This window comes from Paenibacillus sp. Y916 (assembly GCF_056786435.1).
Genome location: NZ_JBXCJA010000005.1, coordinates 298,305 through 311,939 on the forward strand (window position 1 = coordinate 298,305; position 13,635 = coordinate 311,939).

The 13,635-nt window shown below is 41.9% G+C and carries 12 protein-coding genes, 5 tRNA genes, 1 rRNA gene and 1 pseudogene; 5 read left to right on the forward strand and 14 right to left on the reverse strand.

All coding sequences use genetic code 11. From position 1 onward, the window contains the following. The first annotated feature begins 285 nt into the window (after window positions 1–285). Window positions 286–972 (forward strand): response regulator transcription factor, encoded by a 687-nt coding sequence (locus AC1TO9_RS14045; protein WP_482059478.1) that lies wholly within the window; start codon window positions 286–288, stop codon window positions 970–972. Beyond that, window positions 969–2,486: a sensor histidine kinase gene (locus AC1TO9_RS14050; RefSeq protein ID WP_482059479.1), complete on the forward strand. Its 1,518-nt coding sequence runs from the start codon at window positions 969–971 to the stop codon at window positions 2,484–2,486. Before AC1TO9_RS14045 ends, AC1TO9_RS14050 begins: the two co-directional genes overlap by 4 nt. A gap of 172 nt (window positions 2,487–2,658) precedes the next feature. Here the strand turns inward: AC1TO9_RS14050 and AC1TO9_RS14055 are convergent, their stop codons facing one another. The 7 genes and pseudogenes from AC1TO9_RS14055 to AC1TO9_RS14085 all read right to left on the reverse strand — a co-directional run bounded on the left by AC1TO9_RS14055 (window position 2,659) and on the right by AC1TO9_RS14085 (window position 9,129). Continuing rightward, window positions 2,659–4,962 (reverse strand): stalk domain-containing protein, encoded by a 2,304-nt coding sequence (locus AC1TO9_RS14055; RefSeq protein ID WP_482059480.1) that lies wholly within the window; start codon window positions 4,960–4,962, stop codon window positions 2,659–2,661. Window positions 4,963–5,104: 142 nt separating this feature from the next. Continuing rightward, the gene (locus AC1TO9_RS14060; RefSeq protein ID WP_482057809.1) at window positions 5,105–5,332 is read right to left on the reverse strand and encodes a DNA-binding protein; all 228 of its coding nucleotides are present in this window, start codon (window positions 5,330–5,332) and stop codon (window positions 5,105–5,107) included. A gap of 213 nt (window positions 5,333–5,545) precedes the next feature. Beyond that, window positions 5,546–5,839, reverse strand: a complete 294-nt coding sequence (locus AC1TO9_RS14065) for a TFIIB-type zinc ribbon-containing protein (protein WP_482057808.1) — start codon at window positions 5,837–5,839, stop codon at window positions 5,546–5,548. Between the two features lie 72 nt (window positions 5,840–5,911). Continuing rightward, window positions 5,912–6,079: a lipocalin-like domain-containing protein gene (locus AC1TO9_RS14070; protein ID WP_482059495.1), complete on the reverse strand. Its 168-nt coding sequence runs from the start codon at window positions 6,077–6,079 to the stop codon at window positions 5,912–5,914. A gap of 12 nt (window positions 6,080–6,091) precedes the next feature. Beyond that, the gene (locus AC1TO9_RS14075) at window positions 6,092–7,489 is read right to left on the reverse strand and encodes an RNA-guided endonuclease InsQ/TnpB family protein (RefSeq protein ID WP_482059496.1); all 1,398 of its coding nucleotides are present in this window, start codon (window positions 7,487–7,489) and stop codon (window positions 6,092–6,094) included. 175 nt (window positions 7,490–7,664) lie between these two features. Continuing rightward, a pseudogene (locus tag AC1TO9_RS14080) lies at window positions 7,665–8,045 on the reverse strand (family 43 glycosylhydrolase); the annotation flags it as partial. Window positions 8,046–8,328: 283 nt separating this feature from the next. Then, window positions 8,329–9,129, reverse strand: a complete 801-nt coding sequence (locus AC1TO9_RS14085; protein WP_482059481.1) for a YheC/YheD family protein — start codon at window positions 9,127–9,129, stop codon at window positions 8,329–8,331. 157 nt (window positions 9,130–9,286) lie between these two features. Here AC1TO9_RS14085 and AC1TO9_RS14090 point away from each other — a divergent pair, with 157 nt between their 5' ends. From AC1TO9_RS14090 to AC1TO9_RS14100, 3 genes are read left to right on the forward strand one after another with little or no spacing between them, the layout of a single operon-like run. After that, window positions 9,287–10,528 carry a phenylacetate--CoA ligase family protein gene (locus AC1TO9_RS14090; protein ID WP_482059482.1) on the forward strand — a complete coding sequence of 414 codons (1,242 nt, stop codon included), beginning with the start codon at window positions 9,287–9,289 and terminating at the stop codon, window positions 10,526–10,528. Further along, window positions 10,528–11,511: a 2,3-diaminopropionate biosynthesis protein SbnA gene (gene sbnA, locus AC1TO9_RS14095; RefSeq protein ID WP_482059497.1), complete on the forward strand. Its 984-nt coding sequence runs from the start codon at window positions 10,528–10,530 to the stop codon at window positions 11,509–11,511. Before AC1TO9_RS14090 ends, sbnA begins: the two co-directional genes overlap by 1 nt. Further along, window positions 11,508–12,470, forward strand: coding sequence for a 2,3-diaminopropionate biosynthesis protein SbnB (locus tag AC1TO9_RS14100; RefSeq protein ID WP_482059483.1), 963 nt, complete (start codon window positions 11,508–11,510; stop codon window positions 12,468–12,470). The genes sbnA and AC1TO9_RS14100 overlap by 4 nt, the downstream gene beginning before the upstream one ends. 55 nt (window positions 12,471–12,525) lie before the next feature. On the opposite strand, the gene AC1TO9_RS14105 is transcribed toward AC1TO9_RS14100, so the two are convergent. The 7 genes from AC1TO9_RS14105 to rrf form a co-directional block, all read right to left on the reverse strand. After that, the gene (locus tag AC1TO9_RS14105) at window positions 12,526–12,648 is read right to left on the reverse strand and encodes a hypothetical protein (RefSeq protein ID WP_482059484.1); all 123 of its coding nucleotides are present in this window, start codon (window positions 12,646–12,648) and stop codon (window positions 12,526–12,528) included. Window positions 12,649–12,929: 281 nt separating this feature from the next. After that, a tRNA-Lys gene (locus AC1TO9_RS14110) sits at window positions 12,930–13,002 on the reverse strand. 30 nt (window positions 13,003–13,032) lie between these two features. Beyond that, a tRNA-Thr gene (locus AC1TO9_RS14115) sits at window positions 13,033–13,105 on the reverse strand. A 31-nt stretch (window positions 13,106–13,136) separates the two neighbouring features. Next, a tRNA-Phe gene (locus tag AC1TO9_RS14120) sits at window positions 13,137–13,212 on the reverse strand. A 28-nt stretch (window positions 13,213–13,240) separates the two neighbouring features. Next, window positions 13,241–13,317 (reverse strand) — tRNA-Met (locus AC1TO9_RS14125). A gap of 19 nt (window positions 13,318–13,336) precedes the next feature. After that, window positions 13,337–13,411: transfer RNA gene (locus AC1TO9_RS14130), tRNA-Glu, on the reverse strand. A gap of 118 nt (window positions 13,412–13,529) precedes the next feature. After that, a 5S ribosomal RNA gene (rrf, locus tag AC1TO9_RS14135) occupies window positions 13,530–13,635 on the reverse strand; the annotation flags it as partial.

Consider the following 13,635-nt stretch of genomic DNA (forward strand, 5'->3'; position numbering starts at 1 on the left):
ATCATCATCGATTTATAATGTAATTATATGATTTTAATTGGGATAAAAGTATCATAATGCAATAATACATATTGCATTATGATACTCGTCCATAAACATGAAGTTACCATTACTTTCAATGTACCTGGCACACTTGAAATCATCATGACAATCAATGGATCATTATCTGAAAGATGCAGCCTCATGCTATGATTAAGCTAGATTTCAGTATCCATTCAGCGTAATTTCAGCATGAAAGTGGATAATAAGATGAGCAGATGGATCTGCCACAGGGAAGGTGAATGGATGAATACAGTTAAAGGTATACGAATCATGCTTGTTGATGATGAACCTCATATATTACAATTCCTAGAAATTGGTTTAGTTAATGAAGGCTATGAAGTGAGAACAGCTCCAGACGGGATGAGCGCTGTCACTTTGGCACATGATTTCCAACCCCATGTTGTTATTCTTGATGTTATGATGCCTGGCATTGACGGATTCGAAGCTTGTCGAATGATTAAGCAAGTTGGATTTACTGTAGCTATAATTATGTTAACAGCTAAAGACGAAATAGATGATCGGGTCAAGGGACTCACTCTTGGAGCGGATGATTACATGGTGAAGCCATTCAGCTTCGATGAGTTATTAGCCCGTATTCAAGCACGCCTGCGCAATCAATTTCCGAGCTTATTAGGGGAAGTTATTCTAGGTCCTTTCCAAATTGATGATCGAAGAAAAGAAGTTATTTATGAACAAAGGGTGTTGGAGCTGTCACCCACAGAATATGAGCTACTAAAGTTTATGGTCATTAATCATGGCATCGTACTCAGTAAAGCTAAAATTTTAGACTCTGTATGGAGTTATGACTTTGGAGGAGAGGACAACATTGTTGAAGTGTATATTCGCTCTCTACGTGAAAAGTTGAATGATAAGGAGCATCGGCTCATCCGTACCTTTAGAGGTTCCGGATACCGGATTGATCTACCATGATAAGGGTATGGGTTGCCCGATTGAAACGTATACTCGCTCCTCAATCTCTTCGGTTTCAGCTTCTAACCCGTTCTTTACTCATTATGGCCATCCTCCTGCTACTGGTGGGATTGTTACAGTTTATTGTGATGAAGAATTTCATCTATCGGAAACAAGCAGAAACGATGGAAGCACAAATGCAGTCGATGCCACGCGAATTTTTTATGCAGGTGGGTTTTGGGGATTTCCCAAATCGTAATAATCCTAACAATGCCCGCCTCATTGATCGTCCAGATGGGGATGCCTTCCTCTTCATGCCAGATATATCACTGGCTTGGATAAGTTCTACTGGGGTCTATACTGACGTTTCCGGAAATAATAATAACAACATCTCACCTATTCTTTCAACAGAACAATATGAATCCATCCTAAAGGTATCCAACCCTAATAAGGACATTACTTACCAGATTGTCCAAGATCAGAACGGTATTGAACAATTAGTTGTATTCAGATCTATGGGACCGCCCAATGATTCATACGGCATTCTTCAAATGGGTACGAATACCGCACCCTTACAAGAACAGGTGATACAGCAGTTACTTATATTTATCAGCTTGTCAGCCATTGCCTTAGTGGCTGGAGCTGCCCTTTATTTGCCTGTTCTTCTTCGTACGCTGGTTCCTTTATCCAATATCGTCAAAGCGGTTGAACTAACCGATGTGGGCAATTTGGCTGAGCGATTTCCCGTTCACCAAGGTCAAGAGGAAGTTGAACGATTGTCGATTTCTTTTAATGGAATGCTAGAACGATTGGAGGTTTCATTCGAAGCAGAGAAAGAGGCACGCGAACAAATGAGACGTTTCATTGCAGATGCTTCACATGAACTGAGAACACCTCTGACTTCAATTCACGGCTTCTTGGAAGTGCTACTCCGTGGTGCTGCAGCAAATCCTGAACAGCTTAAGGGTGCTTTGACTAGCATGCATGGAGAGTCCAGACGAGTGAATAAATTAGTTGAGGATCTGTTGTTATTAGCTAAGATGGATCGCTCGCCTCAGCTACAGTTAACAGTGATAGCCTTGGATGAACTCATTCAAGAAATGGAGCCACAACTGGAGATTCTCGCAGGCGACCGTAGTATTAACATCCATTTAACAGACGAAGTTCAAGGGATATACGATTCGGACAAAATAAAACAGGTTATCTTGAATTTATTCCAAAATGCTGTTCAGCATACTGATCCGCACACCGGGAATATTATGATCACTCTTGTCACTGTAGGCAACAAGGCGCAACTTGCAATCAAAGACAACGGCCCCGGTATTCATGAGGATCATCTTGCACATGTATTCGAGCGCTTCTATCGTAGTGACTCATCCCGAACCCGTAAATATGGTGGAGCAGGTCTAGGACTATCCATTACAAAGTCCATTGTCGAGGCTCATGGCGGAATCATCCGTGTTGATAGCAAACTCGGCCAAGGAGCAGCATTCATTGTTGAGGTGCCTATTACCACTCGACGTGTTATGACATAAAGGTCTGTTTGATGCTAGCGATACTTTCTGTAACTGCTCCACGTACGATCTATATTAAGATGGTTTACATTTGTTATATATCATCTCAAATGGATGTTACTTCGCTAGATCAAAAAACAAGCCTTGGAATATGATCCAAGGCTCGTTTGGTGTGATACTCTTATGATATTAGTTATGGAAATGTAATCAGCCTAGGACCTACTAACTCACTGATACTGGCTCCATTTGCTTTGGAAAGTATATATACATTATAGCTTGAACCTGACAAAGAAAGATGATTAACATCCGTAGAATCCATATTTATACTAATGGTTACGTTGCGAAGCCCACCCGTACTTATCTCTCTATAAACGGCGTTACTGACACTGCTACTATAATAGTTCGCAGCAACTAAATCAAAAGGTTGAGAGGACGGGACAATCATCACTTCGTACTGATGAATACCATTTTCATTCGATGGCTTATTAAAGTTGACTGTCCAACTTGAACCATCCCGTACTGCACGAACACTAGTCACCGCTGCTACTGTCCCTGAAGTACCCGAGAGGGAAACGTTATACGAAGAAGATGCTAGTGCATTCGTACCTGCATAACTTCCATTACCTACAGACAAGACGAATATGCGATAGTTTACACCACTTTTAATGAGGTCACCATTAACGTCTCTTGCATCGGATCGAAGTACTTGGTTGATATTGTATCCCATTTTTGAAACATATGTGTAATTAGAGCTGGATACCGCATTGGCTGATGACAGATTAAAGTTACCCGCATTACCCGATTTCACAACCATAATACGATAATGGCTAATATTCGATTCATCATAGGCCCGATCAAATGTCACGCGTAAGTCACTACCATTTCCATAATCACTTACATCCGTTGCACTAATGTTGGTTACTTGACCAACATTATTATTATTATTCCACAATGTCAATTCATTCGAATAAGAAGATAACGCATTCGTATTGGCATAATTGCCTGTGCCTACGGACAAGACGAATACGCGATAATTCGTACCATTCCTAATTGTTGTACCATCTACATCTCTTGCACTAGATGATAGAACTTGGCTTATGCTGCTACCCGTTTTGGAAACATACGTATAATTAGAGCTGGATACCGCATTGGCTGATGATAGATTGAAGTTACCCGCATTGCCCGACTTCACAACCATAATACGATAATGACTAATATTAGATTCATTATTTACTCGATTAAACGTAACCCGTAAATCACGGCCGTCACCATAATCGCTGACGTCTGTTACACCAATATTCGTAACAGCATTTACATCCGTATTAACAGCTAAAGTAATCGTTGATGAATAAGATGACAACGCATTATTCCCTACAGAACTCCCCGTTCCAACGGATAAGACAAATACTCGATAGCTAACGCCATTCCTAATCGTTACACCATCAACATCTCTTGCATTGGATGCTAGAACTTGACTTATATTAGTTCCTTTCTTAGTGATTGTCGTATAGTTAGAGCTTGATACTGCATTAGCTTTAGTAACGTTAAAGCTGCTAGCATTATTCGATTTAACTACAAATATGCGGTATGAACCTAATTTCGATTCATCGGCCACTTTATTGAAACTGACCAACATATCGCGTCCATCGCCATAGTTACTCACATCACTAGCTACCATATTAGTTACGGCTGCCACCGAGGAACTATTAGAAATATTCACTGTTGAGGATGCATTAGAAAGCACACTTGGAATGGATCCCTTACCCACAGTCAACACATACACAACGTAAGATTGATTGACTCTAATCAATTCTCCACTCACATCTTTAGCTTGGGAGGATAACGTTACCGTTAGATCTTTACCTTGAACTGGGACCGAAGTATAATTTCTATTCACTAAGGCTGTTGCAACATTAAAAGTTGATGACAATCCCGATTTGATGACAAAAACACGATATTCACTCACACTAGATTCCATCGTTGCCTTAGGAAAACTTACCTGCAAGTCACGACCATCTCCCGAATGACCGATAACTTTCGCATTGATATAGGATACAGGATTGACCTTCGTAGTTGTTGTAATTGTTACTTTTTTTGTTGAAGAATTCCAATCTACCACTTCACCGAGTGCTTCACTAACAAAACGAACTGGAACCAATACTCTTCCTTTTATAATCTGAGCAGGTACATCCAAATTTACCGTTGTATTATTGATCGTCGCCGTCTTGGAACCTAATTTTAAGACAATCGTCTTGCCATCTCTAGTCGCTGTTACGACCTTCGTCTTCTGATTCCAATCTACATTCGCGTCAAGTGCTTCAAAGATTGCCCGCAAAGGTAATAGCGCACGACCGGATACCAGAATAGGATCCTGATCCGTAGTTAGCTTAACCCCATTAATAAACACACCAATTGGAGTAGCTGCTTGCACTTGCGTCTGAAACAATACTGATATTACCAGAATACTGGAGACAATGACTGACATAAACTTCTTCATACAAGTAAACCTCCCTTAATTACATTTCATCTTAATATCTAAGACGTTATAACTCAATCAAAAGTTTCTCCATTGTGATAAAAAAGACAAAAGACACCTCAGCCGGTGTCTTAGCCTGTCCTACTATTCAGGAGTGTGCTTGTTAAGCCTTCTCTAATATTTGCTCAATTTCACTTTTGAGCAATAGATATCTATGGGTACTTCTCATAATCGGAACTTTATTTAGTTTGTTCTTCTCTACATATACTTTCATTTGATCCTTCGTGAGACCTAAACGGTTCCCTGCTTCGGTAACAGTTAACACCGCTTCATTACTGGTGGCATTAAATGTTTTTTTCACTTTTTGATTCCAATCTTCAAATTCTTGCATATTCTATCATCAACCTTTCTTATTCCTCAATCGATGATCTACACTGGACTGATATATTCATTATACCATGATCTGTCACTCTTGTGTGCGCTTAAGTGATTCCTTTTGCTTTATTACGTACATTCTAGCGCATATTCTACCCAAAAAGTGATCATTATACAATAAGACCCTCAATCGCAAGGATTGAGGGTCTCGTCGTTCTACGAGTATATGTTAGAATAAATCACTTAACATATCAAGAACTGAGTTTTTCTTCTTTTTGTGTTTATAATTTCTATCATCTGAAGAGTTTCTACTATCATCTCTTCTATGGTCTTCATATCTTTCATTATTATCATCACGGTGCCATTCATTGTATTCTTGGCGCACTTCACGTACACCCGACATGAGTTTGTCTAATTCTCCACGGTCCAACCAGACGCCTTTACAATCTGGACAAACATCTATATGGACACCATTCTTATCTACTTCTCTCATCCTTACATCATGACATACTGGGCATTTCATTCGCAGTCCCCTCCTAACATATTAGTATGTCTACTAATACGGAAGTCAATACATCAGGTTTCATTTTACACTTCAATCCAACATCTGGCTTCCCCAGACGGTCACTCCAGTTTTGGACATTGCGCTAAATGTTAGAACTTGCTTCTCCGCAGCCGAGTCCCATTCACTTGAAAAGACACCCTCATGAATACTCCGCCACTTACCAACGCTGTCGCTTCGGCTGAAGTGGGGGTTTCTGATGTATCATCCAACTTATTTCAGGATGCTTAACACCAGTGGAGTTGACACGTTGATGGTCTGGTTACCATCCAACCCCTCTATCCCATTCGCTCCTTTGGCGGATACGTTTGGGAATACTTTTCGCATAATATTGGCTGCGCCGTTAACATCGGCATGAATCAAGCCCTTCGTATTCTTATACAGACCGCGGTACATCCGTTTGCCTGAGAAGATCCATGTCCCCTCTTCACCATAACTCGGCAATGGGTCTTGATCCAGGAAGCTGGCTTTCGAGGTATACGCTTCTTCGGTCAAGATAACGACGATTCCCTGTTCTGCTGCCTTATACTTCATCATCCGGATGAGCATCTGGTGGGGAATATGAGTGAAGGACTGATTGTTTTTCCGTCCTATCCCGGGCGCTTGCTTCCATCCATCGTTATGCCCTATGACGATCGTACCGATGTTTTGCTCCACTGCCAATTTGACGATACGATGACTTGCTTTGTGGAACAAGTCTTTAATCCTACGGTGGCGCTTCAGATGGAGCCGTTCTAATCGTTTGGACGTATACGCTCCTTCGAGAGGTTCCTTGCCCTGGCGAAGAATACCGGTATAGTGCGCTTTCATCTTGTTGTAATACTGATTGATCGATTTAACAATCTTGCCCTTCACGATGATCGGTTTCGCTCCAGTCGTCGTGACGATGGTTGCAAGATTGACTACGCCAAGATCAATCGCCAGCATGTGTTCTTGTATCGCTTCCTTCTGTTCGAGCGGACAAGCAAAGATCAATTCGATCACGTATTGTCCATGTCTTGGGACGACACGTACTTGCATCAGTTGTCCGTCGGTACAGCCCAGCTTGCCTATATTCAGTTGCATCTTGGTCTTCGGAAACTTGAGAAATTTCCGTTCTTTGATCACACAATCTTGATTGGAAAATATGACTTCCTTCACTCTGTTCCGAGCGTACCCCGGAATATGGGGCTTGCCGTTGTACTTCTCAGGATGTTGGCGGTAGTCCTTGATGCTGGCAAAGAAGGCTTTCCAATTGTGGAACACTACTTTCATGATTCCCTGACTGCACTGCGTCGGGAGCGCCCGATAGTCGATTTGATTCATCACCTTGAACAAAGCGTCCAAGAAGTTGTAATGAACAAAGGGAGTTTCTTGCGACGGTAGCTTGAACGGATGAGAACGGTTCTTTTCACTTCGTCGTTCGTTCATGACGTCAATATGTGATGCCAGTGTGTCCATAACTTGCTGTTGCAACGGCTGAAGCGGCTCATTCTTCCCAAAGGCGGTAACGATCTGCCGGATGTAAAAGTTGGTCGTATTATACAGGTGCTTGGCATCTTCACATGCTTGATCGAGGTACGAAAATAAGCGATGGCTTGGCTTAATCCACACTTGATGGGTTCTGTACATTGTATTTGAATCTGACAAAACTTCACCCCCTTCCAGTCGCGTAATGCGAATATACGTTCTATTCCTATTATACCTTTTAAGATTTAGGAAGGGAAGAACATCTTGTCGGATTATTCAGGAGGTCGCCGATTCACCTCGCCACTTGTAGAAGTGGGAGTCCTCTCGGCGAAAACTGATAGATAGTTCCATCCTCACTAGGTTCACCCCACATGCCGGATTTCAGAATGATTCCTTGATCTTTATATGGTCCTTCCACTTGATCAGCTACTGCCACCCCCATGGCTGATCTCGGAGAATCCCCTTTGCATGCATTGTAGTACATATAAAACTTACCATCCGCTAGCTGGATAACGTCCGTCGCCCATAGGGTATCCGACTCTGCCCAAGCTAATACTTCTTTCAACTCATCCTTCACATTCGGAATCATTATATTCGTATTCTTAACTCCAGAATCAACGAGTTCCCAGTTCATTAAATCCTTCGTCTTAGCCGCTGCTAGATGTGAACCAAATACGTAGAACATGTCATCCACTTTTATAATGGAGGGATCATGTACACATGATTAATGTTGTTGGCTTTGTCCGATTATATCGATTACTCATACTTTTCAGTTCTCCTCCCCTAATGTCGAAAATATAGGTGCTAAAAAGAAGCTATTATTCTTATAAACGCGCATTACGTTAACATTACAATTAATATGTAAGTGTATTTATTAACAATGGCATTATGCGCTCTCAAAAATCAATCATCAATTAACAAGTGGAAAAACAGCAACATATGCAAAGTTGCTGTCTTTCAGCTTGAAACTCATTCTATCTAAACTTTGCTCATTCTTATATTTATCTTTTAGTAATAGACATAGCCCTTCTAGCCTTCGTGCAGTTTAAATCATACACCCTGCCATAAGCTTTAGCGTATCTAACAATAGACTCTATCATCGCTGAGTCAGATAGCTTAGTGAACGGGCACGGATCAGGTTTCGTATTCACCTCTAGGATCCAGATTTTCAAATGATGGTCAATGGCTATATCTAATCCAATCTCATTCATTGCGGGATAAGAATCATTGAATTGTTTGGCAGTCATCAACCCAATACTAGTCATTTCATTGATCAGTTGTTTCGCCTTCTTTGGTTCCGTTACTTTCGACAGCAATTCATCTGCGGCATAGATTGTTCCACCTTGGCTTCCATTAGTGACCACTCTCCTGGGATGAGCAAGTCGTACAGCTATACCTGTACAATTCCACTTCCCCTTCTGATTCCTTTGTATCATAACTCGAAAATCAAAGGGTCTCTTACGATACTTCAGCATCTTAATACCTCGTTGTACAAGATAGGGCTCGTTCCCTATTCGACGTTGAATGGATATATACATTTGTTGAAATGTACGGAAGGAAGATTCTCGAATGCCATCTTGATAACGATACGTAGATCCACTCTGTTCAATTCTGATGACCCCAATACCACGCGAACCACAGACGGGCTTGATATATACCATTTGGTACCATTTCAGCATTTGAGAAAGCCTACTGATCGTTAATCCCATAGTTTGAGGAATATAAGGAGTCAATTCAGGGTTTTGCAGCAGGACTCTTGTCTTAATCAGCTTACTAGACACATATTTGCTTGTTCCATTCATGAGGAGACTCCCCTTCATAATAAACATTCCTTACTACTAACTTATGGATATCAGATTACATAAGTGAAGAATACGCTCCATATTTATTTGCATTCATACGAACCTGCATAGGCTAATCTACATAAGGTAAAGCATCAAGACTAGCGGAGGATAAATAATGCTTATTACTCAGGAATTAGAACAATATATTCAGCGTACTGTCAATCGATTTCCGTGGTATAAGTCTCTAGGATCCCCTCATAACCGTTATACAACTGCGCACAGTCTAGAAGACCTTCCTCTTATGACATCCACTGTACTAGAGAAATATTACTACATTCCAGACTCTCCTTTGGAACAATACATGAACCATCATTGCTATCGAACTTCAGGAACCAGCAGTAAGCTTAGAAAAAATATATATTATTCGAATCATGATGAAGATGATTATATTCGGATTAAAGCCCGCGTTATGGACACTATTCTAAACGGTTATTCGGCCACTAGAGTATTAATCGACATGGGCACAGGACATGCGGCAGCCACTGCCAAAGTACTATTCGCTCAGCTTGGATTGGAAGTCGAAACAGTATCTTTTCAGCTTCCAATTCAACAACATTTAGAGAGACTTACTGTCTTTAGACCCGACGTGCTATACACTATGCCTTCCATTCTTGAGCGTATCCTATTGTCATCTAATGATCCAACAGCATATGGCATTCGCAAGATTATTCTTGTTGGTGAAGTAGCATCTCCTACCTGGCAACAGCAAGTAGCAGACCGAATGGAGCTATATCCAAATGATATAACAGATACCTACGGATCCATTGAGATTGGAACTATTGCTCGTTACGACCATACCGTCGATCGTTATATCATCGTTGAAGGAATTATCGCTGAAGGTCTAACTGCTCAAGGGGTGGGGCAGGTTACAGACGTATTAGCAGAGAATGAATCCGTGCTCGTGCTCACTTCTACGGTCAGAGAACTATTTCCCGCACTCCGATTCGTCACATATGATGTTGTGCGCGATTTCCAATCCGAGATGGTTAACGGACAGATGAGACAGAGCTTTCAAAGTATCACTCGCAGAATTGGCAATGAACTTAAACATGGAGAGAAGATCAGTCTGTATGACATTGAAGTTGCCGTATATCGACATGTTCATGATGCATGTATTCGGGTCACTTCGACGAATAATGAACTAACCGTACAAATCATTAACAACTCAGGTTCTTTGGATATGTTCGTGCTTGAAGCGATCCAGCAGGAAATTTTACAGCAGATTCCCGAGATCCGAATCATGATCCAAAATGGACTGTTGCAGGAAATCCGAGTGATTCAAGGCCTCTTCGACGATTCCCAGCACAGAAATACAATTAAATTAAAAAGAATTCACAATCAGGAGGACGTATTGTGATGAACATTGATGAAGGATTATTTAGTACCATTGGATGTACACCATTAATCCCACTTCGGAGGTTGTTCGAACAAGTACCCTTCAACGTATTCGGCAAGCTTGAAATGATGAATCCGGGGGGAAGCATTAAAGACAGATCGGCTCTGAATATGATTCGTGAAGCGATAAGACGTGGCGATCTCCGTGAGAACTCTGTAGTTATCGAATCAAGTTCAGGCAACCTTGGTATAAGTCTTGCTCTTATTTGTCGTTATTTGGGTCTGAGATTTATCTGTGTCGTAGATCCTCGAACAACGCAAGCGCACAAAGCGATCATTCGTAGCTTCGGTGGGGAAATTAATCTCGTTACTGAAAAGGATGAATTAACAGGGGAGTTTCTACCAGCACGTATACGGCGGGTTAACGAACTTCTTCATCATATCCCGAATAGCTATTGGACTAATCAATATGGGAACCCGGACAACTATCTTGCGCACGAACTTACGACGATGCCAGAAATTGCGAACATGCTAGGCAAAGTAGACTATCTATTCTGCGGGGTTAGCTCATGCGGTACGATTCGGGGCTGTATGGAATATATCCGTAAAAATAACTTACACACGAAGATTGTAGCTGTTGATGCAAAAGGTAGCGTTATATTTGGAGGGAAGAAAGGTTCGAGGCAATTCCCTGGACTTGGCGCAGGCATCGTCCCAGCCCTCTATCATCCAGATGTCGCAGACATCGTCATTCATGTGACCGACATGGAATGCGTTCTAGGTTGTCGCAATCTTATTCATCATGAATCCATCATGGCTGGCGCCTCGTCAGGAGGGGTCATCGCTGCAATTCAGAGAATGGTAGCATCGATTCCTGAAGGTTCCATATGTGTTGCCATTCTACCTGACCGAGGTGATCGTTATACGGATACCATTTATGACGATGCCTGGGTGGAACGCGAATTAGGAATAAGATATATCGATCCTCGGGATCATCAGTCATGAAATATTTAAATGACGATCATATTAAGACCATCGGCATAGATTGGACTAAGCTTATTGAGGTTATCGAGAGTACTGTTTCCACAATAGATAGAGGAGAATATGAACAACCATTAAAGCCTTACTTACGATTTCGTGACCCATCACAACGAATTATTGCCATGCCCGCCTTCGTTGGAGGTAAGACCGAGATGTGCGGAATCAAATGGATTGCAAGCTATCCTGATAATATACGAAAAGGTCTACCTCGTGCTCACAGTACTATGATCCTGAATGATCCCAGCAATGGAAAACCGCTAGCTTTCATCGAAAGTGGCCTGCTCAGCGGTTTGCGAACAGCAGCCGTTAGCGGACTCGTTCTCAAGCATTATACTTCTGTTCATAAGCTCAAATTTATAAGATTGGGCATTGTAGGCTGGGGTCCTATTGGACGTCTCCATGCATCGATGTGCGCAAGTGAACTCGAAAATAATCTTTCTCAGATCTCACTTTACGACATCAAGGGTATCGACCTGACAACTATCGATCCTGTATATCATCCTATAACCAAAATAACGGACAATTGGCAAGAAGTCTACCGTCATTCGGATATATTCACCACCTGTACGGTGTCTGCACAACGCTATATTGACGAATCACCTCCGACTGGAACGCTACTGCTTAACGTTTCTCTTCGAGATTATTTATCCAACAGCGTCAAAGACATTCGAGCTATTCTTGTAGATGATTGGGATGAGGTATGCCGAGAGAATACAGATATCGAGCAGCTTCACCGGGAACATGGGTTGACACAAGATGCAACGTTCAACCTGTCGGATATAGTATGTAGGAATAGCTTCGCTGATGTTGATCGGAATGATACGGTCTTCTTTAATCCTATGGGACTCGCCGCCTTTGATGTAGCCATAGCTACTTACTATTTAAGGGAAGCCCAGCGTTTAGGTGTTGGTGTTTCCCTCTAGTGAATATCTACTGTTAACAACTATCCAAACTCGTTTGCAGTTCTTGTCATCGCCTTCACCATTCACAAATAGGTACATTAAATACATCTAAATTCAACCCAATTCCTCTAAAGCTAAGTTTAGTTGCATGGAGTACATCTAGATTACTGGAATCCTCACTTTTCACCGTTATCGCCATTTTTAACTGTACTTTTGATAGCTAATTCCCCCGTTCCCTACTTTTCCTTCTATTTAGATGTAGTTTTTGCATCTATTCTAGTCTCACCTTCACTACCTTTATCTCGAAGCATTGTTCGTCACTATAACATCGACACTCTCTGCAAAAATAGATAGACTTTTAATTATCATAAAGGTTAGAGTAGACACTCCCCCAGAAAACATACAAATTCTTATATATTAAAAAAAGACCCTAGTTAAGGGTCTTTACATTCGAAACAATAAAAAAACTGATTGAAATAATGGGTCATGAAGGGCTTGAACCTTCGACACCCTGATTAAGAGTCAGGTGCTCTACCAGCTGAGCTAATGGCCCGTACACAAATGCCAAGGAATATTAATAAGGTGCCGTCGAGAGGACTTGAACCCCCAACCTACTGATTACAAGTCAGTTGCTCTACCAGTTGAGCTACAACGGCGCACCAATGAAACATATTCATACAATAAAGATGGTGGCTCGGAACGGAATCGAACCGCCGACACAAGGATTTTCAGTCCTTTGCTCTACCGACTGAGCTACCGAGCCATATGTAAGATTAACTTCAATTAATAATTGGTTGCGGGGGCAGGATTTGAACCTGCGGCCTTCGGGTTATGAGCCCGACGAGCTACCGAGCTGCTCCACCCCGCGTCATTAAAAAATATTAAGTTGGTGACCCGTAGGGGACTCGAACCCCTGTTACCTCCGTGAAAGGGAGGTGTCTTAACCACTTGACCAACGGGCCGTAAAAACTCGAACCTGTAATAACTAAAACAGTCGAACGCTCAACTAACTAAGCTAATGAGCGCTATTAGCGTCTATGTTAATCAGGCAAAAAAAACCACAAATCATGTGGTTCTTATGCTTGGCGACGTCCTACTCTCCCAGGACCCTGCGGTCCAAGTACCATCGGCGCTGGAGGGCTTAACGGTCGTGTTCGGGATGGGTACGTGTGGAACCCCTCCGCTA

Bases quoted from the DNA above. Each gene is read 5' to 3' on its own strand.
- AC1TO9_RS14090 (WP_482059482.1), top strand. From the start codon at position 9,287: ATGCTTATTACTCAGGAATTAGAACAATATATTCAGCGTACTGTCAAT.
- AC1TO9_RS14060 (WP_482057809.1), bottom strand. From the start codon at position 5,332: ATGCAAGAATTTGAAGATTGGAATCAAAAAGTGAAAAAAACATTTAAT.
- sbnA (WP_482059497.1), top strand. From the start codon at position 10,528: ATGAACATTGATGAAGGATTATTTAGTACCATTGGATGTACACCATTA.
- AC1TO9_RS14045 (WP_482059478.1), top strand. From the start codon at position 286: ATGAATACAGTTAAAGGTATACGAATCATGCTTGTTGATGATGAACCT.
- AC1TO9_RS14065 (WP_482057808.1), bottom strand. From the start codon at position 5,839: ATGAAATGCCCAGTATGTCATGATGTAAGGATGAGAGAAGTAGATAAG.
- AC1TO9_RS14075 (WP_482059496.1), bottom strand. From the start codon at position 7,489: ATGTACAGAACCCATCAAGTGTGGATTAAGCCAAGCCATCGCTTATTT.
- AC1TO9_RS14050 (WP_482059479.1), top strand. From the start codon at position 969: ATGATAAGGGTATGGGTTGCCCGATTGAAACGTATACTCGCTCCTCAA.
- AC1TO9_RS14105 (WP_482059484.1), bottom strand. From the start codon at position 12,648: ATGGCGATAACGGTGAAAAGTGAGGATTCCAGTAATCTAGATGTACTC.
- AC1TO9_RS14085 (WP_482059481.1), bottom strand. From the start codon at position 9,129: ATGAATGGAACAAGCAAATATGTGTCTAGTAAGCTGATTAAGACAAGA.
- AC1TO9_RS14055 (WP_482059480.1), bottom strand. From the start codon at position 4,962: ATGAAGAAGTTTATGTCAGTCATTGTCTCCAGTATTCTGGTAATATCA.
- AC1TO9_RS14100 (WP_482059483.1), top strand. From the start codon at position 11,508: ATGAAATATTTAAATGACGATCATATTAAGACCATCGGCATAGATTGG.